The organism is Mycobacterium sp. ACS1612 (genome assembly GCF_001667505.1).
GTDB lineage: Bacteria > Actinomycetota > Actinomycetes > Mycobacteriales > Mycobacteriaceae > Mycobacterium.
The window spans coordinates 362,425-385,037 of record NZ_LZHZ01000063.1; the positions used below are offsets into that span (position 1 = coordinate 362,425).

Annotated in this window: 22 protein-coding genes and 1 pseudogene; 6 read left to right on the forward strand and 17 right to left on the reverse strand. The window is 65.8% G+C overall.

Features of this window, described 5'->3' with window-relative positions; all coding sequences use genetic code 11:
* Nucleotides 1–3 precede the first annotated feature (3 nt).
* The 3 genes from A5724_RS26975 to fadD5 all read right to left on the reverse strand — a co-directional run bounded on the left by A5724_RS26975 (nucleotide 4) and on the right by fadD5 (nucleotide 3,511).
* Entirely contained in the window at nucleotides 4–873 is an 870-nt protein-coding gene (locus tag A5724_RS26975) for an ABC transporter permease (protein ID WP_067809440.1), read from the reverse strand.
* Nucleotides 873–1,670: an ABC transporter permease gene (locus A5724_RS26980; protein WP_067809443.1), complete on the reverse strand. Its 798-nt coding sequence runs from the start codon at nucleotides 1,668–1,670 to the stop codon at nucleotides 873–875. The genes A5724_RS26975 and A5724_RS26980 overlap by 1 nt, the downstream gene beginning before the upstream one ends.
* Nucleotides 1,671–1,882: 212 nt before the next feature.
* A complete protein-coding gene (gene fadD5 / locus A5724_RS26985; RefSeq protein WP_067809445.1) occupies nucleotides 1,883–3,511 on the reverse strand; it encodes a fatty-acid--CoA ligase FadD5 in 1,629 nt (542 codons plus the stop codon).
* A 125-nt stretch (nucleotides 3,512–3,636) separates the two neighbouring features.
* Here fadD5 and A5724_RS26990 point away from each other — a divergent pair, with 125 nt between their 5' ends.
* Complete coding sequence (locus A5724_RS26990; RefSeq protein ID WP_067809448.1) at nucleotides 3,637–4,329, forward strand: GntR family transcriptional regulator; 693 nt, start codon at nucleotides 3,637–3,639, stop codon at nucleotides 4,327–4,329.
* A gap of 3 nt (nucleotides 4,330–4,332) precedes the next feature.
* Here the strand turns inward: A5724_RS26990 and A5724_RS26995 are convergent, their stop codons facing one another.
* Both A5724_RS26995 and A5724_RS27000 read right to left on the reverse strand, forming a co-directional pair.
* On the reverse strand, nucleotides 4,333–4,776 hold the full coding sequence (locus A5724_RS26995) for an SRPBCC family protein (protein WP_067809451.1): 444 nt from the start codon (nucleotides 4,774–4,776) through the stop codon (nucleotides 4,333–4,335).
* Nucleotides 4,751–5,209 carry a thioesterase family protein gene (locus tag A5724_RS27000; RefSeq protein ID WP_067809454.1) on the reverse strand — a complete coding sequence of 153 codons (459 nt, stop codon included), beginning with the start codon at nucleotides 5,207–5,209 and terminating at the stop codon, nucleotides 4,751–4,753. The genes A5724_RS26995 and A5724_RS27000 overlap by 26 nt, the downstream gene beginning before the upstream one ends.
* 46 nt (nucleotides 5,210–5,255) lie before the next feature.
* Here A5724_RS27000 and A5724_RS27005 point away from each other — a divergent pair, with 46 nt between their 5' ends.
* Nucleotides 5,256–6,362 (forward strand): alcohol dehydrogenase catalytic domain-containing protein, encoded by a 1,107-nt coding sequence (locus A5724_RS27005; protein ID WP_067809457.1) that lies wholly within the window; start codon nucleotides 5,256–5,258, stop codon nucleotides 6,360–6,362.
* Here the strand turns inward: A5724_RS27005 and A5724_RS27010 are convergent.
* The 3 genes from A5724_RS27010 to A5724_RS27020 all read right to left on the reverse strand — a co-directional run bounded on the left by A5724_RS27010 (nucleotide 6,349) and on the right by A5724_RS27020 (nucleotide 9,720).
* Nucleotides 6,349–7,203: a mechanosensitive ion channel family protein gene (locus tag A5724_RS27010; RefSeq protein ID WP_067809460.1), complete on the reverse strand. Its 855-nt coding sequence runs from the start codon at nucleotides 7,201–7,203 to the stop codon at nucleotides 6,349–6,351. The genes A5724_RS27005 and A5724_RS27010 overlap by 14 nt on opposite strands.
* Nucleotides 7,204–7,268: 65 nt before the next feature.
* Nucleotides 7,269–9,035 carry an acyl-CoA dehydrogenase gene (locus A5724_RS27015; RefSeq protein ID WP_067809463.1) on the reverse strand — a complete coding sequence of 589 codons (1,767 nt, stop codon included), beginning with the start codon at nucleotides 9,033–9,035 and terminating at the stop codon, nucleotides 7,269–7,271.
* 16 nt (nucleotides 9,036–9,051) lie between these two features.
* Complete coding sequence (locus tag A5724_RS27020) at nucleotides 9,052–9,720, reverse strand: TetR/AcrR family transcriptional regulator (RefSeq protein WP_067809465.1); 669 nt, start codon at nucleotides 9,718–9,720, stop codon at nucleotides 9,052–9,054.
* Between the two features lie 138 nt (nucleotides 9,721–9,858).
* Between A5724_RS27020 and A5724_RS35240 the strand changes: the two are divergent.
* Nucleotides 9,859–9,969: pseudogene (locus tag A5724_RS35240) on the forward strand (CAP domain-containing protein); the annotation flags it as partial.
* A gap of 3 nt (nucleotides 9,970–9,972) precedes the next feature.
* Here the strand turns inward: A5724_RS35240 and A5724_RS27025 are convergent.
* Genes A5724_RS27025 through A5724_RS27035 form a run of 3 tightly spaced genes read right to left on the reverse strand, consistent with a single transcriptional unit; the run spans nucleotide 9,973 to nucleotide 12,633 of the window.
* Nucleotides 9,973–10,752, reverse strand: coding sequence for an ABC transporter ATP-binding protein (locus A5724_RS27025; RefSeq protein WP_067809468.1), 780 nt, complete (start codon nucleotides 10,750–10,752; stop codon nucleotides 9,973–9,975).
* Nucleotides 10,736–11,764: a glycine betaine ABC transporter substrate-binding protein gene (locus A5724_RS27030; protein WP_067809470.1), complete on the reverse strand. Its 1,029-nt coding sequence runs from the start codon at nucleotides 11,762–11,764 to the stop codon at nucleotides 10,736–10,738. Before A5724_RS27030 ends, A5724_RS27025 begins: the two co-directional genes overlap by 17 nt.
* Nucleotides 11,765–11,769: 5 nt before the next feature.
* Complete coding sequence (locus tag A5724_RS27035) at nucleotides 11,770–12,633, reverse strand: ABC transporter permease (RefSeq protein ID WP_067809578.1); 864 nt, start codon at nucleotides 12,631–12,633, stop codon at nucleotides 11,770–11,772.
* 210 nt (nucleotides 12,634–12,843) lie between these two features.
* On the opposite strand from A5724_RS27035, the gene A5724_RS27040 reads away from it, so the two are divergent.
* From A5724_RS27040 to A5724_RS27050, 3 genes are read left to right on the forward strand one after another with little or no spacing between them, the layout of a single operon-like run.
* Nucleotides 12,844–14,379: a Re/Si-specific NAD(P)(+) transhydrogenase subunit alpha gene (locus A5724_RS27040; protein WP_067809472.1), complete on the forward strand. Its 1,536-nt coding sequence runs from the start codon at nucleotides 12,844–12,846 to the stop codon at nucleotides 14,377–14,379.
* Between the two features lies 1 nt (nucleotide 14,380).
* Nucleotides 14,381–15,820 (forward strand): Re/Si-specific NAD(P)(+) transhydrogenase subunit beta, encoded by a 1,440-nt coding sequence (gene pntB, locus A5724_RS27045; protein ID WP_067809474.1) that lies wholly within the window; start codon nucleotides 14,381–14,383, stop codon nucleotides 15,818–15,820.
* 6 nt (nucleotides 15,821–15,826) lie between these two features.
* Nucleotides 15,827–16,981, forward strand: a complete 1,155-nt coding sequence (locus A5724_RS27050; RefSeq protein ID WP_067809476.1) for an acyl-CoA dehydrogenase family protein — start codon at nucleotides 15,827–15,829, stop codon at nucleotides 16,979–16,981.
* 314 nt (nucleotides 16,982–17,295) lie between these two features.
* Here the strand turns inward: A5724_RS27050 and A5724_RS27055 are convergent, their stop codons facing one another.
* The 6 genes from A5724_RS27055 to A5724_RS27080 form a co-directional block, all read right to left on the reverse strand.
* Complete coding sequence (locus A5724_RS27055; RefSeq protein ID WP_067809477.1) at nucleotides 17,296–18,729, reverse strand: PLP-dependent aminotransferase family protein; 1,434 nt, start codon at nucleotides 18,727–18,729, stop codon at nucleotides 17,296–17,298.
* Between the two features lie 40 nt (nucleotides 18,730–18,769).
* The gene (locus tag A5724_RS33985) at nucleotides 18,770–19,024 is read right to left on the reverse strand and encodes a hypothetical protein (RefSeq protein WP_156752464.1); all 255 of its coding nucleotides are present in this window, start codon (nucleotides 19,022–19,024) and stop codon (nucleotides 18,770–18,772) included.
* An 87-nt stretch (nucleotides 19,025–19,111) separates the two neighbouring features.
* Complete coding sequence (locus A5724_RS27065) at nucleotides 19,112–20,404, reverse strand: MFS transporter (protein ID WP_232004990.1); 1,293 nt, start codon at nucleotides 20,402–20,404, stop codon at nucleotides 19,112–19,114.
* Between the two features lie 351 nt (nucleotides 20,405–20,755).
* A complete protein-coding gene (locus A5724_RS27070) occupies nucleotides 20,756–21,292 on the reverse strand; it encodes a TIGR00730 family Rossman fold protein (protein ID WP_067809480.1) in 537 nt (178 codons plus the stop codon).
* 126 nt (nucleotides 21,293–21,418) lie between these two features.
* Nucleotides 21,419–22,147 (reverse strand): NAD(P)-dependent oxidoreductase, encoded by a 729-nt coding sequence (locus A5724_RS27075; RefSeq protein WP_232004991.1) that lies wholly within the window; start codon nucleotides 22,145–22,147, stop codon nucleotides 21,419–21,421.
* Nucleotides 22,148–22,177: 30 nt separating this feature from the next.
* The gene (locus tag A5724_RS27080) at nucleotides 22,178–22,411 is read right to left on the reverse strand and encodes a hypothetical protein (protein ID WP_067809482.1); all 234 of its coding nucleotides are present in this window, start codon (nucleotides 22,409–22,411) and stop codon (nucleotides 22,178–22,180) included.
* Between the last annotated feature and the right edge of the window lie 202 nt (nucleotides 22,412–22,613).

A 22,613-nucleotide genomic window follows, 5' to 3' on the forward strand; every position in this document is an offset into this window, starting at 1 on the left:
GGGCTACACCGTCAAGTTGAAGTTGGGGTCGACGCCGTAGAGCGCCAACGCGACGAACAGAACCACCAAAGCCACCGCCACCAAAGACGCCCGCATGGCCCGCCCGACCGCCTCGCCGACACCCACGGGCCCACCGCTGGCGTAATAGCCGTAATAGCAGTGGTTGAGCATGACGATCACCGAGATGATGATCGCGTCCATGAAAGACCAGAACACGTCCTCGGGCCGCAGGAACGTCTGGAAGTAATGCTCGTAGGTACCGGTTGACTGACCGTAGAACAGCGTCGTGGTGATCTGGCCTGACAAAAACGACAGAATCATCGCCATCGCATAGAGCGGGATGATCACCACGAACCCGGCCATGATCCGGGTGGAGACCAGGTAGGAGATCGACTTGATACCCATCACCTCGAGCGCATCGATCTCCTCGCTGATCCGCATGGCGCCCAGTTCGGCCGTGGCGCCCGCACCGACGACCGCAGCCAGCGCGACGCCTGACACCAGCGGTGCGGCGGACCGCACATTGATCATCGCGGCGAAGAATCCGGTGAAAGCCTCGACACCGATATTGCCAAGCGACGCGAAGCCCTGGATCGCCACCAGCGACGAACCGGACAAGCTGACGAAGCCGACGATCGCCGCTGTACCGCCGATGACGGCCATCGCGCCGGTGCCCATGCCGATCTCGGCGATCAGCCGCAGCGTCTCCTTGCGGTAGTAACGCAGGGCGTGGCCGGTCGCGCCCATCGCGGTGACGATGAACCAGGCGACGTGGCCGATACTGTCGAGCGCCCGGCCTGGACCACCGACAACTTTCTCGGCCGTGGCGGCGCCTCGCGGAAACCGGGAGCGCAGGACTTGGGTGGTCGACATCAGCGCCCCGTTCCGAACCGCACGCCGATCGTGGTTAGTACCACGTTGACCGCGAACAGCGCGATGACGCACAAGACCAACGTTTCGTTGACCGCGGTGCCGACGCCCTTTGCGCCGCCCGACACCGTGAGACCGCGATAGCAGCCGACCAGGCCGGCGATCAAGCCGAAGACCGTTGCTTTGATGACTGAGATCAGCACTTCGGGCAGCCCGGTGATGAGCGTCAGCGTCGACACATAGGCGCCGGCGGACACGTTCTGCAGGTACACGCCGAAGACGAAGCCGCCGACCAAACCGATGGTGATCACCGCGCCGTTCAGCAACAGCGCGACGAAAGTGGAGGCGACCACGCGGGGGACGACGAGGCGGTGGATCGGGTCGATGCCCAGCACCTCGAGTGCGTCGATTTCCTCGCGGATGGTGCGGGCCCCGAGGTCGGCGCAGATGGCCGTCGATCCGGCGCCCGCCACCACCAGCACGGTCACCAGCGGACCCAACTGGGTGACGGCGCCGATGGCCGCACCCGCACCGGAAACGTCGGCGGCGCCGAACTCGGCGAGCAGGATGTTCAACAGGAAGATCAGCAGAACGGTCAGCGGCGCCGAGACGGCGAGGGTGGGCAGGAAGGACACGCGGAACAGGAACCAGGACTGAAGGATGAACTCGCGCCACTGGAACGGCGGCTTGAACAACGCCTTGCCGGTGAGCACGCACATCCGGACGAACCCGCCGACGGCCGTCAGTGCGGGCCGGGTTTGATCCCGGACGTAGTGGACGACGCCCGTCGACCCCGTCACCGGTTGACTCCCACGACGAAAGCGCGACTGTCGCGGCGCGGCGGCAGAACCTGTCGCACGCCTCCTCCTTGCCCCATCCTGGTGTCTGTGACCGCCGTCTCCCTACTCGCGGGTAGTAAGGCGGACCACCGGACTGTACCCGATGCTGTACCCACAGTGCACCGCATCGGCGGGATTGTGCCCGTAACCGTTAGCAAACCCACCTCCGTCCGTTAAATCTCTTGCGCCGCAGCAGAAACCGTTGGCGGAGTGGAACTTTCGCCGGCGTCAATCGTCGTCTGCGCCCCGAAGCGCGCTCGCAGTTCTGTTTTCAGGACTTTGCCAGCCGGGTTGCGCGGCAGGGCGTCGACGATCTCGAGCGCCTTCGGATGTTTGTAACGGGCCAGTCGTTCGGTGAGGAACTGATCGAGATCAGCGAGGCCAAGATCGGTGCTGACGGCCGCCACCGCGACGGGCACCTCACCCCACTTCCGGTCCGGACGTCCGATCACCGCCACCTCCACGATGCCGGGGTGGGCGGCAAGGGCATTCTCGACCTCGGCGCAGTAGATGTTCTCGCCGCCGGAGATGATCATGTCCTTCTTGCGGTCGACGACCCAGATGTAGCCCTCCTCGTCCTGGCGGACCAGGTCGCCGGAGTGGAACCAACCGCCCGCGAATGCCTCCGCGGTGGCCTTCGGGTTGTTCCAGTACCCGGCCATCAGGGTCGGCGCGCGGTAGACGATCTCACCGACCTGACCCACTTCAACGTCGTTCATGTTCTCGTCGACGACGCGCGCCGCGACCGTCGGAATGACCTTGCCGACCGAGCCGAGTTTACGAATTGCGTCTTGCGCCAACAACATACAAGTCACCGGCGACATCTCGGTCTGCCCGAACGCCGCGTAGATCTGGGTGCCTGGGAAGGTTTCGGCCATCTCGCGCAGCAGTGTGTCAGACGCCGGGGCGGCGCCCCACGACAGCACCCGCAGCGCCAGCTTGCGCGGGTTGGCGCGCTGTTCGGCGACCACCGCCTGCCACTGCGCGGGCACGAGGAACATGGTGGTGACCTGCTCGGCCTCCAGCACGTCGAGCAGGTGCGCCGGATCGAACGCGCCCAGCGGGTAGATCACGGTCGGCAGGCCCAGCTGCAGCGGGGTGATGGTGTTTCCGATGCCTGCGATGTGGAACAGCGGCACCCCGATGAAGCCGACATCATTGTTGACGTCGGCGGCGATGGTGAACAGGTTGGTCATGGCCTGACCCGAGATGTTTGTGTGGGTCAGCACCGCGCCCTTGGGCCGTCCGGTGGTGCCGGACGTATACATGATCAGCGCGGGCGAGTCGTTGGGGATGTCAACCGGTTGCGGCCCAGCGCCGGGCTCGGTGAGTAGGTCGTCGTACCCGAGGACCTGCTCGTCGGTGCCCGCACCCGCGACGATCACCGTCTGCAGCGTCGGGTCCAGACCGCGCACCGCGGTGGCGACATTGGCCAGCACGGCCTCGGTGATCACGATCTTGGCCTGGCAGTCGCCGACCAGGAACGCGATCTCCGGAGGGGTCATCCGGAAGTTGACCGGGACGGCGATGGCGCCCAGCTTGTTGACCGCCAGGAACGACTCGATGAACTCGGTGCGGTTGAGCATCAGGATCAGCACGCGGTCACCGAAGCCGACGCCGCGTCTACTCAGCGCGCCCGCCAGCGCGATGACCCGCCGGTCGAGCTCACCCCACGTCGTCGTGTGTCCGAGGAACCGCAGCGCCGTGGCGTCTGGCTGCATGAGCGCGTGGCGTGCGAGCTGATTGGTCCAATTCTGCCTACGCGCCAGATACGGCTGATCGGTCAGCGACGGTTCGGTCAACGGGACGGTGCTCCATCCGGTGGGTTGCGCGACGATGATATTTGATCAAACATGGTGTTGCCCCGGTCACACTATGACCTCGGCGGCTCGGGGACAACCCCCTGCACGACAGACCGGAGACGGACATGAACGCACCGGCCAGGCCGCGCTCACAGCGGCGCCGGGCGGTCCGGCGCGAGCAACTCTCCGACGAGGTCGCGGCCCGGTTGCGCACCGACATCATGACCGGCGCGCTGCGGCCGGGAACCTACATCCGGCTCGACGAGACGGCCGCCGCGCTCGGGGTGAGCATCACGCCGGTGCGCGAGGCGCTGCGCACACTACGGGGCGAGGGCATGGTCCAGTTGGAGCCGCATCGCGGGCACGTGGTGGTGCCGCTGACGCGCGGCGACATCGACGACATCTTCTGGCTGCAGGCCACCATCGCCAAGGAGTTGGCGGCCACGGCGGCCGAACGGATCACCGACGCGGAGATCGACGAACTCGAACACCTCAACGACAGCCTCGCCGCGGCCGTCGAACATGGCGATCCCGAAGAGGTGGTCGCCGCGGAATTCGCCTTCCACCGAACGTTCAACCGTGCGACGGGCCGCATCAAGCTGGCGTGGTTCCTGCTGCATGTCGCGCGGTATCTACCGGGGCAGATCTACGCCAGCAACGCCGAATGGGGTGCGGCGGCGGTATCGGGTCACCGCGACCTGATCGCCGCGTTGCGGCGTCGCGACGTCGCTACGGTCGTGCGGTTGACCAGCGGCGAGTTCAGCGACGCCGCCCAGCGGTTGGTGGCCCGACTAGACGAGACCGGGTTGTGGAGCTGACGGCTACGAGCTTGCGGACAGCTGCTCCGCACGGTTCTTGAGGTTGTCGGCCAGGTACTCCAGGGTGTCGCCGATCGCCTTCTTCACCATCGGCTTGGGGATCGGCAGCTGGGTCTCGACGTCGAGGTCGACGGTCAACAGCGAGGTCGGGCCCATCGGCACCACCGAGAACCGCTGCTCCTGCTTGGTGAAGAACTCGCCCTGCTGCAGCACGGTGTAGATCTGGTTCTCGGCGGGGTAGTACACCGCAGTGATAAAGGTGCCCGACTGGCCCTGCACCACGACGTCCAACCGCAGCTGACTGGGCCGGCCGTCGTCGTAGCGGGCCAGCACCCAGCAGCCCTTGATCTCCTCGTTCCACGCCGGATACGCCTCGAAATCGGCGACGATCGCCATGATGGCTTCGGCGGGGGCACTGACCTCAACTGTCTTGCTTACGAGCGGCATCCGGCGAGCATATCGACTCCAGCAGAGACCGAATCGACCCCGGGATCGGCACCGGCCGCCTGCTCTTTCTGTCGACGTACACGTGCACCCAGTGCCCGACCGCCGCCAATGGTTGATCGGCCGCGAACAGCGCCAGCCGATAGGTGACGCTGCTGTTGCCGAGTCGGGTGACCGCCAGTCCGACGATCAGCGGATCGGGAAACTTCAGCTCCGAGAAGTACCGGCAACCCGACTCGGCGACCACCCCGAGCCACGGCACGGTCAGCGGATCGATCCCGCACGTCGTGTCGATCCACGCGTTGATCGCGGTGTCGAACAGTTCGTAGTAGACCGCGTTGTTGAGGTGACCGAACATGTCGTTGTCGGTCCAGCGCGTCAACACCGGCCAGTGCACCGGGAAGTCCCGGCTGGTGAGCGGTTGCTCGTCAGTCATGGCAGGAGTCTGGCAGCAGTGTCGAAGTCACGGCAGGCTGGTGCTCATGAGGATCCACGGCGCCGTGCTCGAAGAGATCGGTCGGCCCCGGCCGTTCAAACAGTCGCGGCCGATTTCTGTGTCCGAACTCGACCTCGCACCGCCCGGCGACACCGAACTCCTCGTTCGCATCGAAGCCGCTGGCTTGTGCCACTCCGACCTGTCGGTGGTCGACGGCAACCGGGTGCGGCCGGTGCCGATGCTGCTCGGACACGAAGCCGCGGGCATCGTCGACCAGGCCGGCGCGGAGGTCACCGACGTGCGCACCGGGCAGCGCGTCGTGATGACGTTCCTGCCGCGGTGTGGCCGGTGCGCGGCGTGCGCCACCAACGGGTTGACGCCGTGCGAACCGGGCAGCGCCGCCAACGGCGCGGGCACGCTGATGGCAGGTGAGCGAAGGCTGTCGCGCGACGGCCTGCCCATTCACCACCATCTCGGGGTGTCCGGGTTCGCGACGCACGCCGTCGTCGACCGGCGCTCCGTCGTCCCGGTGCCGGACGACGTGCCGCCCGCGGTCGCGTCGCTGCTCGGTTGTGCAGTGCTGACCGGCGGCGGCGCCGTGATCAACGCCGGGCGACCGCAGACGGGCCAGACCGTCGTCGTGGTCGGGCTCGGCGGCGTCGGCATGGCAGCGGTGCTCACCGCGCTGGCGCATGACGACGTCACGGTGATCGGCGTCGACCGGCTCGCCGACAAGCTCGAGTTGGCCCGTGCGATGGGCGCGCACGACGCCTTCACCCCCGACGAGGCGGCCGAGCGCGGCATCAAGGGCGCCGTGGTGATCGAGGCAGCGGGTCATCCGCTCGCGCTGCAGACCGCGATCGACCTCACCGCACCCGGCGGCCGCACCGTCACCGTCGGCCTGCCGCGACCCGATGCGCGAATCACGTTGTCGCCGTTGGGTCTTGTCGCCGAGGGCCGGTCGTTGATCGGCAGCTACCTCGGCTCCGCGGTGCCGTCCCAGGACATCCCGCACTTCGTCGGGTTGTGGCGGGCGGGCCGGTTGCCTGTCGAGAAGCTGGTGTCGTCGACCATCACGCTCGACGACATCAACGAGGGCATGGACCAACTCGCCGACGGGCACGCGGTCCGCCAGTTGATCAGTTTTGACTAGTCACCGCGCCCGACGTCGCGATGCCGTTGCGGCGGAACGACGACACGATCAGCGCGCGCAGCTGGCGCCCGACCTCGAACTGCTTACCCGGCAGCGTGCGCGCCACCATCCGTAGATTCACGGTGTCCACCTCGATGCTCTCGACGCCCATCAGCGACGGCTCGTCGAGCAGCAGATCCGGCAGGCGGCCGTTCTCCATGGCGGCCTTCGCGACCCCGCCGAGCACCTCGTTCACCTTGTTCAGGTCGGCCGAGGTCGACACCGGAACGTCGACCACCGCGCGCGCCCAGTCCTTCGACATGTTGAGCGACTTGACGATCTGACCGTTGGGCACGGTGTACATCTCGCCATCGCTGGTGCGCAGCTTGGTCACCCGCAGCGTGACGTCCTCCACCGTGCCGACAGCGGTGCCGCCTGCGGTGACGCTCAGTTCGACGAGGTCGCCGAAACCGTACTGCTTCTCGGTGATCAGGAAGAACCCGCTGAGCAGGTCCTGCACGATGCGCTGCGCGCCGAAACCGAGCGCGGCACCGAGGACGGCCGCCGGCGCCACCAGCGAACCGAGCGGCAGCCCAAGCTGATTGGCGATATCGACGGCCACCACCACGTAGAGCAGGGCGATCGCCACCGACGAGATCACCGACGCGACGGCCTGACCGTGTTTGACGGTTTCCGATCGCACCGTGACGTCGCGTTCGTCACCTTTGGTCAGTCGCTTGCTGATCCGTCCGGCGGTCCACCGGATCACCCGAGTGACGACGATCGCGAACAGCACGACCAGAACGACGTGCAGGCCCTTGGTCAAGAGCCAATGGCTGATGTCTTGAAATGTCGTAGGCATCGGGCGGACGGCTTCCCGCTCACCGGGGGGCTTCAAACACGGTGACGTCGTGCAGCTCCGGCGCATCAGAACCAGGCGTCGCGCATCTCCAACGTGGTCCGGTCCAGGCTTTTCAGTAGATCCAGCTGCGGCGCGGTCTTGGGCAACTCGTAGCGGAAGAAGTAGCGCGCGGCCTGCCGCTTGCCGTCGTAGAAGTCGCCGGACCGGCCGTTGGCGGCCAGCAGCTGTTCCAGCCATATCCACGCGACGACGATGTGTCCGAACGCCTCGAGGTACACCACGCTGTTGGCCAGCGCGGCGTCGAGCTCACCGGAGCCGAACATGCCTGCGGTCACCGCGACGAGCCGCTGCCAGGACGCGTCGAGTTGCGCACCGAACTCTGCAGCCTCACCGCCTGAGGCCGTGGCCGCCGCAATCGTCGCCGCGATGGTCTCGCCGAGTGCGGCCAGGCTGGCGCCGCCACGCTGAGTCACCTTGCGGCCCAACAGATCCAGACTTTGAATGCCGTGGGTGCCTTCGTGGATGGGGTTGAGCCGGTTGTCGCGGTAGTGCTGTTCGACGTCGTACTCGCGGGTGTACCCGTATCCGCCGTGCACCTGGATGGCCAGGTTGTTGGCCTCCAGGCACCACTGCGACGGCCAACTCTTGCCGACCGGGGTGAGGATGTCGAGCAGCAGCGTGAGCTTGTCGCGCTCGTCGTCGGACTCGGCGCTGTGCGCCAGGTCGACGAGCTTGGCGCAGTACAGCAGCAGTGCCATCCCGCCTTCGACATATGCCTTCTGCGCCAACAACATTCGCTTGACGTCGGCGTGTTCGATGATCGGCACCTGCGGCGTCGACGGATCTTTGGCCAACACCGGGCGACCCTGCGGCCGTTCACGCGCGTACTGCAGCGACTTCAGGTAGCCGGTGTAGCCCAGCGACACCGCGCCCATACCGACACCGAGGCGCGCCTCGTTCATCATCGTGAACATGTAGGCGAGCCCGCGGTGCGGCTCACCCACGAGGTAACCGACGGCGCCCTCGAAACTCAGCACGGTGTTGGTGATGCCGCGTTGGCCCATCTTGTGGTTGAGCCCGGCGAGCACCACGTTGTTGCGCTCGCCGACCGTGCCGTCTTCGTTGACGAGGTACTTCGGCACGATGAACAACGAGATGCCCTTGGTTCCCGGCGGACCGCCGGGGATCTTTGCGAGCACCAGGTTGACGATGTTCTCGGTCAACTCGTGTTCGGCCCCGGAGATCCACATCTTCGAGCCGAACAGCCGGTAGGTGCCGTCGTCCTGCGGTTCGGCGCGGGTGAGGATGTCGGCGAGCGACGATCCGGCCTGGGTCTCCGACAGCGCCATCGTCCCGGAGAAGCGACCGGCCAGCATCGGTTTGAGGAACGCCTCGATCTGCTCGTCGGTGCCGAACTTGGCCAGCAGGTTGGCGTTGGCCATCGTCAGCATCAGGTAGCCCGTCGTGCTGACGTTGGCCGCGGAGAACCAGGCGAAGCCCGCCTCGGCGACGGTGGCGGGCAACTGCGCGCCGCCGAGGTTCTGGTCCATCGACATGGCGATCAGGTCGGCCTGCGCGAACGCGTCCCACGCCTGTTTGACGTCGTCGATGACGGTGACGGTGGTGCCGTCGAAGTGGGGTTCGTTCGCGTCGCTCTTCTTGTTGTGCGGCGCGAAGTATTTGGTCGCCAGCTGCTCGGAGAGATCGAGGACGCCGTCGAACGTCTCACGGGAGTGCTCGGCGAACCGCTCCCGTTTGGTCAGCTCGTCGATGCGTAGCCATTCGTAGAGCAGAAAGTCGAGATCGCGGCGAGACAGCAGAGTGGATTTCACGCCTCCATCTTGCGCTCTACGTCGACTGCGCCGTGCTCTCTGCGTCAATACCCAGCGGCGACTCGACCCGGGTCGCCTCGTCGCGGATCAAACCGCGCAGCAATGCCGTGCTGAACTCCTCGGCGATCTCCTGTGCGGTTCGCCTGCCCTGCGGCCGCAGCCACCGGTAGGAGCCCAGCGTCATCCCGATGTAGCCCAGCGCCAGCACGTGCGAGTCGCAGTCGTAGAACTCACCGCTGGCGATCCCGCGGTCGATGACGTCGCGCACGTGCTCGTAGACCTGGGTCTCCTTCTCACGGATGTAGGCGACCTGGTCCTCGGTGAACCACTCGGAGATGTAGGGACCCTCTTGGAAATAGACCGCCGCCCGCTCGATGTTGCCCGCGATGCCGACGAGCAGTCGCCGGGTGAAGTGGTAGATGGTCTCCCGCGCCGAGGCGGTCGGGTCGTCGTGCAGCGCGTCGACGGTGAAGTCGGCGGCACCCTTGTAGATGTCGTAGAGGATCAGCGATTTGCTGGCGTAGTAGTGGTAGACCGTCGCCTTGTTCAGCCCGACCGCATCGGCCACGTCGTCCATCCGGGTGCCGTGATAGCCCCGCGCCGCGAACAGCTTGGTCGCGACGGCCAACAGCTCCTCGCGACGGGTCATCCCGTTGGAGGTGGCTGGAACATCGGAGGGGGACATGGCGACTCACTATATGCAGGGCCGAGCGTCGACTGGGGGTCAATCAACTGGTTGGCCAGTTTAGGTCTCGCACTGTCGCGGCGTGGCCTGCGGGGCTAGACTTCACCGGGAACCAGCCGCTACGCGAGAGGGGATGACGTGGATCCGAACCCGGACTATGACGCGAGCGACGAGATCGAATACGGCGCGAACTGGTTCGCATGGATTTTGCGCGGCGTGTACCCGCCGCCCGCCTATCCGCCGGTCTAACCGCTAAGCAGCAGCCGCCTTCACCGCGCGCCCCACTTCCGCGCGCAACTCGGTGTATTCCGGTGATCGACGCAATTCGTCGGGGTCGACGCCTGTCCGCGGCAAGTCCACCGGAAGATCCAACGCCACCTGTCCCGGCCTCCGCGTCAGCACCACGATCCGCGATCCGAGGAACGCCGCCTCATCGGCGCTGTGCGTGACGAACACCGTCGTGCGACCCGACTCCGCGCTGACCTGACGGACGTCCTCCTGCAACCGCTCGCGGGTGAGCGCGTCCAGTGCCGCGAACGGTTCGTCGAGTAGGAACAGCGGCGTCTCGGCGGCCAGCGCCCGCGCGATCGCGACACGCTGCTGCTGCCCGCCGCTGATCTCCCAGATCCGCCGGTCCGCGGTGCCCTCCAGGCCGACCCTGGCGAGCAGTTGATCGCGACGTTCGGCGCGCCGTTCCCGCGGCACGTTCGCGTATTTGAGTGCCAGGTCGACGTTTCCGCCGACCGTGCGCCACGGGAACAGCCGGGGCTGCTGGAACACCACGCCCGCCGTCACACCGGGTGTCGGCGCCGCGCCGGCCACCGCAACCGTTCCCTCGCTTGGTGATTCGAAGCCCGCGAGCAGGCGCAGCAGCGTGCTCTTGCCGCAACCCGACGCGCCGACCAGAACCAGAAACGATCCCGGCTCGACGGTCATGTCCACGGGTCCCAGCGCGGTCAGGGCGCCGCGGCCCCTGCCGTAGCGGTGCGAGACATTACTGATGTGGATTGTGCCGTCATTGCGTGATGGCACTGGGCAATCCCTTCGTATAGACCGCGTCCTGGAAGATCTGCAACGGCGCCGCCGACGGGATCTGCTTCTGGTCGGCCAGGAACTGCGATGCGCTCTGCAGGTTGACCGCGATGTTGCCCGGTTTACCATCGGAGCCAAGCCATTCCGACGATGCGACCTGCTCCGGCGTCAGGTACACGCCCTGTTTGAGCTGACCGGCGACGTCGTCGGGGCTGAGCCCGATCTCGGCGGCGATGGCCTTGGCCGCCGCGGCGGGATCGTCCTGAATCACCTTGAGCGCACGGGCTTCCTGCTGCCGCCAGGTGTCGACCACGTCGGAATGTGCGTCGGCGAATTCATCCCGGACCGCGCCGAGGTCAAGCGTCGGCTTACCGTCCTTGGCCAGCTGTCGACTGGTGATCAGATCCTTGCCGGTCTTGCGCAGCTGGTCCAGGGTGGGCAGCCAGGAGTACGCGGCGTCGATGTCGCCGCGGTCCCATGCCGCCAGGATCGCCTGCGGCTGCAGGTCGACCAGCTGAACGTCATTGGCGGACAAGCCGTTCTGGTTGAGAGCGGCCAGCAAGCTGTAGTGCGCGGTCGACGCGAACGGGGTGCCGATCCGCTTACCCTTGAGTTCGGCGATGGTGTTGATGCCGCTGCCGTTGCGCGCCACCAGCGCCTCGTTGTCGCCAGCGACGTCGAGCACGAAGGCGACCTTGTACGGGATGTTCAGCGGCGCCGAGAGGCCTCGCGCGACGGGGCTGGAGCCAAGGGCGCCGAAGTCCAGTTCCTTGGCGATGAACGCGGTGTTGACGTCCGCGCCGGAGTCGAACTTCGTCCACTTGATGTTGTAGTCCGGCAGCGCGTCTTCGAGCCACTTGTTGTTCTTCACGATCAGGTCGCCGGACGGAAAGCTCTGGTAGCCAATGCGAATGGTCGGCTTGTCGGCCTGCTGTCCCGAGTGGTCGACCGAGCAGCCAGCCAACGCCAACGTGGCTGCCGCGACCGTCGCAATTACAGCTTTCAGTTTCATATCTTTCACACCTTTCCAATCCAGGGGACGCTGCGCCGTTCCACGGCGCGAAGCAGACCGTCGATGACAAGGCCGGAGATCCCGATGGCGAAGATGCCGACCAGCACGACGGGGGTGTTGTTGTAGTTGCTTGCGTCTTTGACGAGGCCGCCGATGCCGGGCAGCCCGTTGAACAGTTCGGCGGCGACCACCGACGAATACGCCATGCCGACGGCCAACCGGATCCCGGTGAAGGTCTCCGGCAGCGCGGACGGCACGACGACGTCGCGGATCACGTCGCGGCGGGATGCGCCCAACGCCCTGGCGGCCTCCTGCAGTCCGACCGGCGCCGCGACCACCGCGGCGGTGGTGGCGACCGCGGCGGGCGGGAGCGCGGCCAGCGCCAGCAGGGTGATCTTCGGGGCCTCGTCGATGCCGAGCCAGATCACCAGGAGAAAGAAGTAGGCCAGCGGCGGCAGCGCCCGCAGGAACGTCAGCCACGGTTCGAGCACGCTGCGCACCCAACTGACCGACCCCATCACCAGGCCGAGCAGCACGCCGAGCACGACACCGACGACCACGCCCGCGAAGACCCGGCGCAGCGTCATGTAGAGGTGCTCCCACAACAGGTAGCCGGCGTAGCCGCGGACCCCGTCATGGGTGGTGGAGACGTCGAGGAAGGCGCGCCACACCGCGCTGGGATAGGGCACGAACGTCTGGTTCCAGATGCCGCTGACGGCGACCGCCTGCCAGACGACGAAGAAGACGATCACCGACAGCAGCGGCAAAGCGGCCCGGGTCAGCCGAGAACGCCACTTGCCGGACGGCACGACAGCCGCCGACGAGTCCACGAGCGACTCGTCGGGAGCGATATCCACGAAGACCGACACCCGGACACAATTGCCGCTGGCTGCGTTGCTGGGAATGGCTGCGCTCAGCACGAGTTTTATTGCCCGCGGCGTCAGACGCACACAGGACACGTAACGCACTTCTGTCAACTCTTAGACTGACGTATTCCACTCGTCCCGTGACGAGCTGTGTCGAGGGGGCATCGTCGCGCCCCGACCGGACCGTGACAGAACTAGATCGGATCGAAATCGATGATCATCGGGATCCCGCGAGAGTCGCTGCCTGGGGAAACCCGGGTGGCCGCGACGCCCCAGACGGTGGGCCAACTCATCAAGCTCGGCTATGAGGTAGTCGTCGAGTCCGGCGCCGGCGCCGCCTCGAGCTTCTCCGATGCGGCGTTCAACGAGGCTGGCGCGGAGATCGGCGACGCCTGGACGGCCGACGTGGTGCTCAAGGTCAACGCGCCGGACAATGCCGAGATCGCGGCTTTGCGCGATGGCGCTACGTTGATCAGCCTGATCTCGCCTGCGCTGAAGCCTGAGCTCGTCGAGCAGCTGGCCACCCGCCCGATCACGGTGCTGGCCATGGACGCCGTTCCGCGGATCTCCCGGGCCCAATCGATGGACGTGCTGTCGTCGATGGCGAACATCGCCGGCTACCGCGCCGTCATCGAGGCCGCAGGCAAGTTCGGCCGGTTCTTCACCGGGCAGGTGACGGCAGCGGGCAAGGTGCCGCCTGCCAAGGTGCTGGTCGTCGGCGCAGGCGTGGCCGGCCTCGCGGCCATCGGCGCCGCGGGCAGTCTCGGCGCCGTCGTGCGCGCCACCGACCCCAGGCCCGAGGTCGCCGATCAGGTCAAATCACTTGGCGGCGAATATCTTTCGATCGAGTCACCGGAGGCTGAAGTGTCGGCCACCGGCTACGCCAAGGAGATGGGCGACGACTACAAGGCCCGCGAGGCGCAGCTGTACGCCGAGCAGTCCAAGGACGTCGACATCATCATCACCACCGCGCTGATCCCCGGTAAGCCTGCGCCGCGCATCATCACCGCCGACATGGTGGCTGCGATGAAACCCGGCAGCGTCATCGTCGACATGGCCGCGGCCAACGGCGGCAACGTCGAGGGCACCGTCAAGGACCAGGCGATCGTCACCGACAACGGCGTGACGATCATCGGCTACACCGATCTTGCGGGCCGGCTGCCCGCGCAGGCGTCCCAGCTGTACGGCACCAACCTGGTCAACCTGCTCAAACTGCTCACCCCGGAGAAGGACGGCAAGCTGATCCTCGACTTCGAGGACGTCGTGCAGCGCTCGGTGACAGTGGTCCGCGACGGCGAGATCACCTGGCCGCCACCGCCCGTGCAGGTGTCCGCGGCGCCGGCCGCCGCCGCGGCGGCCCCCGTCGAGACCAAGCCCGCCAAGCAGCCGATGACGATCGCGCGCAGGCTGGGGTTGACCTTCGCCGCCGCGGCCGTGCTCTTCGCGCTGATCGCGCTGTCACCGGCCGCGCTGCAGGTGCACCTGACGGTGTTCGCGTTGGCGATCGTGATCGGCTACTACGTGATCGGCAATGTGCACCACGCGCTGCACACCCCGCTGATGTCGGTGACCAACGCGATCTCCGGGATCATCGTCGTCGGTGCCCTGTTGCAGATCGGCCACGGCATCTTCAGTGGCGGGGCCGTCGTCACCGTGCTGGCCACCCTGGCGACCCTGCTCGCCAGCATCAACGTCTTCGGCGGTTTCGCGGTCACCCGCCGCATGCTGGCCATGTTCTCGAGGAGCTGAGATGTTCACCCTGGAAACCACCGCGACCGCGGCGTACGTCGTCGCGGCGCTGCTGTTCATCCTCGCGCTGGCCGGCCTGTCCAAACATGAAACATCAAGGGCGGGCAACACTTTCGGCATCGTCGGGATGGCCGTCGCGTTGATCGCGACGATCGCGCTTGCGTTCGCCCGGCACATCGAACCGCTGGGCGTGGCACTGCTGTTCGGCGCCATGGCCATCGGCGCCGCGATTGGGCTGTGGCGCGCGAAGGTCGTCGAGATGACCGGCATGCCCGAGTTGATCGCGCTGCTGCACTCGTTCGTCGGCCTGGCCGCCGTGCTGGTGGGCTGGAACGGCTATCTGGACGTGGAACGCGACCTGGTCAGCGCCGAGGCCGTGACGCTGCAGCACGAGGGCTTGCTGGGCATCCACTCGGCTGAGGTGGTGATCGGCATCTTCATCGGCGCCGTGACATTCACCGGTTCGATCGTGGCCAATCTCAAGCTGTCGGCCCGCATCAAGTCAGCGCCGATGATGCTGCCGGGCAAGAACTTCCTCAACGTCGGCGCGCTCGTCGTCTTCGCCGCGCTGACCGTGTGGTTCGTGATCGACCCGCAGTTGTGGCTGCTCGTGGCGGTCACAGTGCTGGCGCTGCTGCTGGGCTGGCACCTGGTCGCCTCGATCGGTGGCGGCGACATGCCGGTGGTGGTGTCGATGCTGAACAGCTATTCCGGCTGGGCCGCAGCGGCTTCGGGCTTCCTGCTGTCGAACGATCTGCTGATCGTCACCGGCGCGCTGGTCGGGTCCTCGGGTGCCTACCTGTCCTACATCATGTGCAAGGCGATGAACCGCTCGTTCATCTCAGTGATCGCAGGCGGTTTCGGCATCGAGGCGGGCCCCGCCGACGACAAGGACTACGGCGAGCACCGCGAGATCACCGCCGAGGGCGCCGCCGAACTGCTCGAGTCGGCCAGTTCGGTGATCATCACGCCGGGCTACGGCATGGCCGTCGCCCAGGCCCAGTACGGCGTCGCCGACCTGACCCGCAGGCTGCGCGACCGCGGCGTCAACGTCCGGTTCGGTATCCACCCCGTGGCGGGCCGGCTGCCCGGCCACATGAACGTGCTGCTGGCCGAGGCCAAGGTGCCCTACGACATCGTGCTGGAGATGGACGAGATCAACGACGACTTCGACGACACCGACGTCGTGCTGGTCATCGGCGCCAATGACACCGTCAACCCGGCCGCCTCCGAGGACCCCGGTAGCCCGATCGCAGGCATGCCGGTGCTGACGGTGTGGAACGCCAACAACGTCATCGTGTTCAAGCGGTCCATGGCCTCCGGATACGCGGGCGTGCAGAACCCGCTGTTCTTCCGGCAGAACACGCAGATGCTGTTCGGTGACGCCAAGGACCGGGTCGACGCGATCAACGCGGCGCTCTCGGAGACCGCGAAGGTCTGACCCTCGATGCCCGTCGACCGGCTGATGCCCTCGCAGGACGCCGATGACCTGATCGCGCTGACCCGCGACATCAGCGACAAGGTGCTGGACCCCATCGTCGACGCGCACGAGAAGGCCGAGAGCTATCCCGAGGGCGTATTCGCGCAACTCGGTACGGCGGGGCTGCTGAGCCTGCCGCAACCCGAGGAGTGGGGCGGCGGCGGCCAGCCGTACGAGGTCTACCTGCAGGTGCTCGAGGAGATCGCGGCTCGATGGGCAGCCGTCGCGGTCGCCGTCAGCGTGCACAGCTTGTCGTCGCATCCGTTGTTGGCGTTCGGCACCGAGGAACAGAAGCGCCGCTGGCTGCCCGACATGCTCAGCGGTGCGCAGATCGGCGCGTACAGCCTGTCCGAACCGCAGGCCGGTTCGGATGCCGCGGCGCTGCAATGCAAGGCTGAGTTTTCTGGCGCCGGTCCGACGCCTGGCTACGTGCTCAACGGCTCCAAGTCGTGGATCACCCACGGCGGGCGCGCGGACTTCTACACGTTGTTCGCGCGCACCGGTGAAGGCTCCCGCGGGGTGTCGTGCTTCCTCGTGCCGGGTGATCTGGCGGGTCTGAGTTTCGGTAAGCCCGAGGAGAAAATGGGCCTGCATGCGGTGCCGACGACGTCGGCGTTCTACGACAACGCCGTTGTCGAGGCGGACCGGTTGATCGGCGCCGAGGGTCAGGGCCTGCAGATCGCGTTCTCGGCGTTGGACTCCGGACGGTTGGGCATCGCCGCGGTCGCCGTCGGGCTGGCGCAGGCCGCGCTGGACGAGGCCGTCAGATACGCGAACGAGCGAACGACGTTCGGGCGCAAGATCATCGACCATCAAGGGCTTGGCTTCCTGCTGGCCGATATGGCCGCCGCGGTCGCCAGCGCACGGGCCACGTATCTGGATGCGGCGCGCCGACGCGATCTGGGTCGGCCGTACTCACAACAGGCCAGCGTCGCGAAGTTGGTGGCCACTGACGCCGCGATGAAAGTCACCACCGACGCGGTGCAGGTGTTCGGCGGCGTCGGCTACACCCGTGACTACCGGGTCGAGCGCTACATGCGCGAGGCCAAGATCACCCAGATCTTCGAGGGCACCAACCAGATTCAGCGTTTGGTGATCGCACGCGGCCTGACCCCTCAGTAGCGCGACACAGGGACGGCGCAATCGACCTGCAGCTCTGGCGGATGCCTCAGCTTCGTTAACGCCGCCGACGAACAGACGTTGAGTTCGGAATTCTATTTTTGGAGCGGGAGGGTCCTCCGGTTCCGGCGGCTTCGCTGATGACATCGAGCCACTGGAGCGATGTTCAGCAATCCGGTCGGCCTGGCCGACAAGATCCTGGAGGCCGGCCGCGATTGGGCACCGACCCACCGACGATCTAACTCGATCGAGCCCTCGTAATGTTCAGCGCGCTCGTAGCCGCCGTCGCGGTCCGCGTGCTCCTGCATGTGAGGTGCTTACGGCAGGATTCTGCACAACGCTTCGAGGGCGCCACTCCAGGCACTGTCGGAGGGCGCCGCGAAACCTACGACAAGCCCGTCGCGTCGAGGCGTCTTCCATCCTGTGTCGGGAGAATCGAAGCGGAACTCTCCCAAGCCCTGCACCCACAAGCCCTGGTCGGATGCGGCCTGCACTACTGAGCGCTCGGACCCCTGCGGGAGTTCGAGAACCGCCTGCAATCCGGCGGCGATACCAGTCACGCGGGTACGTGGTGCAGCCTTGGCGACGGTGGTCGCCAATTGGTCGCGTCTGAGGCGGTACCGATTGCGCATCGCTCGCACATGGCGGTCGTAGGCACCCGACGCGATGAATTCTGCGAGCGTCAACTGCTCCAAGGCGCTCGACCAGTCGACGTTTCCCTTTGCCCCCACGACTTCCGGAACCAGATCCTCAGGCAGCACCACCCAAGCCAGGCGTAGGCCAGGTGCGAGCGACTTGCTCACCGAGCCGAAGTACGCTACCCGCGCGGGATCGAGGCCTTGCAATGCGCCTACCGGGTGCCGGTCATACCGAAACTCGCCGTCGTAGTCGTCTTCGAGGACCAACCCGCCTGTGGCGCGCGCCCAGTCGATCGCGGCCGCGCGCCGATCAGGGCGCAACTCCACACCGGTCGGATACTGGTGCGCGGGCGTCAGCAGCACCGCACCCACACCGCGCAGGCCGGCTAAATCTGTTGTGCGCGCGCCCTGTTCGTCGACAAAGAGGGGTGGCGTGTGAAGACCGGCCGCATTCAAGACGCCGCGGTAGACGTCGAAACCGTACGACTCGACGGCCACGGCACGAACGCCGCGTGCCTTGAGCGCCCACGCCATCAACGTCAGTCCTTGATGAAAGCCGGCGCAGATGACGACCCGCTGCGGTTCGGCATACACACCGCGCGAGCGCGAAAGATACTCTGCCACCGCGGCGCGCAGGTCGATGCGGCCGGCGGCGTCGCCGTAACCGAAGGCATCATCGGGCGCGGAGGTCAAAGCGCGGCGAGCCGCGGAAAGCCACTGCGCGCGAGGAAACTCGGCCAGGTTCGGCCAACCCGGCAGGAGACCATAGGTTGGGCGGGCACGCGCGGCGGTCGAGCGGGTAGTGGAAGGCGTGCCGGGCGGCTGGGACCGCTTGGCCACCCGTGTTGCCGACCCCTGCTTGGCGGTAAGCCACCCCTCCGCGATGAGTTCCGCATATGCGTCGGCCACGGTGTTGCGCGCAACACCGAGATCGGCTGCAAGCGCCCGTGAGGACGGGAGCCGTGTCCCTGACGCAAGACGACCCGTGCGCACCGCCTCACGCAGCGCGGTCATGAGTCCACTGCGCAAGCCAGTTCCAGCGAGCTCGAGGTGGAGGTCGGCGCCAAGCGTCGAAGTCGGGTCGACGCCTTCACTGGCCCATTCATTCCGCATGAGATTGGACCATACTCTTGCGCCAATCCGCGGCTAGCGTTTAGGTCGGGCCCCACCCAGGGCTGATCGGATCAAGGTGTCCACCAATGCCTTTCAATTTGCTCCCGCGAATTCTGGTGATCGCCGCCGTCATTGCCGCCGCGGTACTCATCTTCACGCCGCGGCTCGGCTCCCAGCCGATCATCGTGGCGAGGTTGGTCAGCTGCATTCGGCGTCCGCCTGCGCCCGAAAGTACTTTCATGACGGTGCAATCGCCCAGCGACATCGCACAATCGGCCAGCAGCTGGCGATTCATCTCGTATTCGAGGCGGTGGTAGACCTGCAGATAGCTCTGCGACGTCCGCGCTGAGATTTCGTCAACTAGGGTGGCACTTCACGCATTTTAATCCGGAGGGACTGCGGCCTTACCATCGCGCACGGCAGCACCGGGGGCGTGGTGACCGGGCCGTCGGCATGCACAGCCTCGACTGCTGCGCTTTAGGCGCGCTTGTGCTCGAAGGCTGATGAGCCCCAGCAGCACGGTCACCAGGGTGTACCCGAAGACCGATGGCACCAGCCCGATTGACCCGGCTAATCGGCCGGCGATCACGACGGGAACTCCGAAGGCAGTGTAGGAGACAACATAGATGGTGGCGACGACGCCCGCGCGCTGATGCACTGCTACCGGAGGAACGATGAGCCCCAATGCCGCGGTGAAGGACGCACCGAAACCGGCGCCGGCGACCGCCTGTCCGATGAACGTGATTGGCAGGTGTACGACGAGCAGGCCGCCTATGATGCCGATGGCTCCGGTAATGGACGCGTAGGTGCCGATGAGCATTGCACGCCGGGGATCGAGTCGCACGAATACCAGGCCGGCTACGGCCGATGCCGCGGGCGCAATGAACCCCGAAAGTCCGTTCAGCATGCCGCTATTCAGGAAGAAGATGGTGCGCACCGTGCTGGGTGCTATTCCGCCCGATAGGCCTGAAAGCATCCAAATCGCGGCGATCACGGGTGCTGCTGCGACGAATTCGCTTCGGCTAGCGGACGGAACGGCGAGGCGCGGAATCAGCGAGCGCAGCGCTCCGCGAGTGTGATGCACAGTCTCGGCGGACATGGCGATGGCAAGAATTCCGAAGATTGTGATGAACGTCAGAGCGATGAAGATGACGGAGTTCGCCGCAGTTGTCAGCTGAATTGCAACGCCTGCAAGCAATGAGCCCACGCCGAGGCCACCGGTCAGACTTACGCTGCCGAGCATCGTCCTCAGCCTTTTCCGGTTCGGGGGGGCCAGCTCGACAAGCGCTGCAGTGAAAGCCGTCGTCGCGGAGCCAGTGGCGAAGCCTTGCACGATCCGACCGATGATCACCCATGTGATGTCCGGGGCGACGAGGAACGTGACATTCGACGCAAGCTGGATAGCCAAGGCGCCTAATAACACTGGCCGTCGGCCCACATAGTCGGAGAGCGACCCGACCGTCAGGAGAGCGGCTAGAAAACCAATGGCGAACACAGCGAACGCGATCGTGAGAAGCGCCGGGGAGAGCGCCCAGCGCTGTTGATAAACCACCAAGAGTGGCATCAGCGCGCCCGCGGCCAGATAGAGGCTTGTGAACGCGCCTGCTGCACCTGCGTAAGCCCATCCGCCAGAGAGGGTCACCCGACGCTCGGTGAAGACGCGAAGTTTCGACACAGGGGCTCCTTGAAGGCCGACACGGCGAACGCGCTAAGCGGCGGGATCTTCTGACCGGCACCTTGGCGGTGAAAGCTGAAAGCTGTTCTGCGCAGGCATAGTTGGGCGCCGCCCATGCTCCGATGGTCTTCCCTACTTTGCGGCGGCGTGTTTGCTGTCATTACTTGAAGGCTACGGGCGGCGCTGCGTGGGGGTCTGGTCCATTTCGATGACGCATTCCTGGGCCACTTGGGCGCCTCATCAACGATTGTCATCCGAGAGGCCGGTGCTAAACAGGATTCAACAACCGCCACAGCAGCACTGCAGCCGACGACGAATCAGACGAGTCGGCGTGCCGAAACGATTCGATCATCAAAGTGGGACGGCAGTTTCCAGGTAAGCGATCGCACCAACACCATCGTCGGTAGGAAAGACGAGGTCCACCAATTGCATCGGTAGGAAGCCCTCTTCCTCCATGCGCGAGAGCTGGATCGTCAGGCCATCGTAGAAGCCTGCTGTGTTCAGCAGCACCACTGGCTTGTCGTGCAATCCGTGCTTCTTGAGCTCCAGAATCTCGGTCGCCTCATCGAGCGTGCCAAGGCCGCCGGCCATTATCACCAGCGCGTCTGATCGGGCAAGCAATAGCGCTTTGCGTTCGGCGAGATCTCGGGCGAATACCATCTCGTCGGCGTCCGTTCTGGCTGACGCCCGGAGAAGGTCGACCGAGACGCCGACGAGACGCCCTCCGCTCTCCCGGACTGCGTCGGCGACGACCTTCATCAGACCGGTGTCAGATCCTCCCCACACCAGGGTGTGGCCGCGCTTGCCGAGCAGTGCGGCGAACGCGCGGGCCGGACCGGTGTAGCGCTCGTGCAGGTCTGCAGCGGAGAGGAATACACCGATATTCATAATTGAATGATCGTCCGTGCTCGATGAGCGACCCGTGGGACACCCTTGATCAATGGCCGAGCGCCACAGTCCGGGTCGCGGGCGGTGGTAGAGACGCACCTGTGAGCGTGTACCGACTGGGGGTCCTTAGTCATCGACAACCGTCTGGATGCCCGCAGGAGCGTCGAGGGCGCCGAGGGTTCGAGCCGCGGCATCGTCGATATGGATGCGTGGCGCTGGGGGAAGTTCGCTCTCGAAATAGGTGCCGGGCCCGTAGAACATGCCGTAACGGAGGACAACGCCGTTCGCCGCGAGCACGGCTTCCTCAAGGGAGCGGACCGCTTCGGCTTCTGGGCCGGGACGCATTGCCCATGCGACGCTTTGGGCCACGATCTTCTTGGGGCCCAGGCCATCTAGTGCGTCGAGGAGGTTGCGGGTCCCTTCGGCCCGTATTCGAGCATTGAGCAGCGATTCCTCCGGCAGGTTCGCCAGGTCGTCGGGAAGGTCTGTCAACTCGTGCAGAAGTATGTCGGGCGAAAACGAGCGAACGGCTTTCGTCAGGGCCGACCGGTCGAAGACGTCGCAGACGATCGGCTGTGCGCCCATCGCGGCGAGCCTGTTTACCTTGTCCGCTGATCTCGTCATTGCGCCGACGATGTGACCGGCATCGATGAGCAGCGGTAGGAGCCGACTGCCGATAGCGCCGGAGGCACCCGCGAAATAGATGCGTAAACCGTCGCGGGCGTCGTCGTGTTCGGCCGCGGGGATCGGTGGAGTTTGTGTCGCAGTAGCCGGTGTCGTCCGGTTACCTGTTGAAGGAGGCATCACATGGCCTTTCTTGAAGTCGGGACAGGCTTGCTCGTGCGGTGTTCGCACGTCGCGTACTTGTGGGCTGCACGTGAGTCTCTAGTCGCCGCCGAGTAGATACGGCATGTTCCCGTAGGGATAGAAGTCGATCGCGGGAGGCGAGTCGGTGATTTCGACATTGCCGGGCGACTGGCATGTGCTTGACGCCCCGACCGCCACACAGGTCTTCTGGAGCGGGGCGGGAGCGGCCATGGCCGTCGGTGCGCTCAGGATTGCCACCGCCGCAGCGCCCACTGTCAACAGCGTTGCGCCGTAGGCGAATTGGATTTTCATCGTTTTGTCCTTCGGTTAGGAGTCCAGATCTGGACTCGCTTGCGACGCTATCTGCGAAGTGGCCTAGATGTCTGGTCCATTTAGGCCGCGTATCGCTGGGCCAATTAGCTGGTCGATCTCATCCACTAGCTGGCGGTATCTCCTGTCAAGTTTGATGTGGGCTCAGAAGCGTTCGCCGACAAGCAGTGAAGCCAGTGTTGTC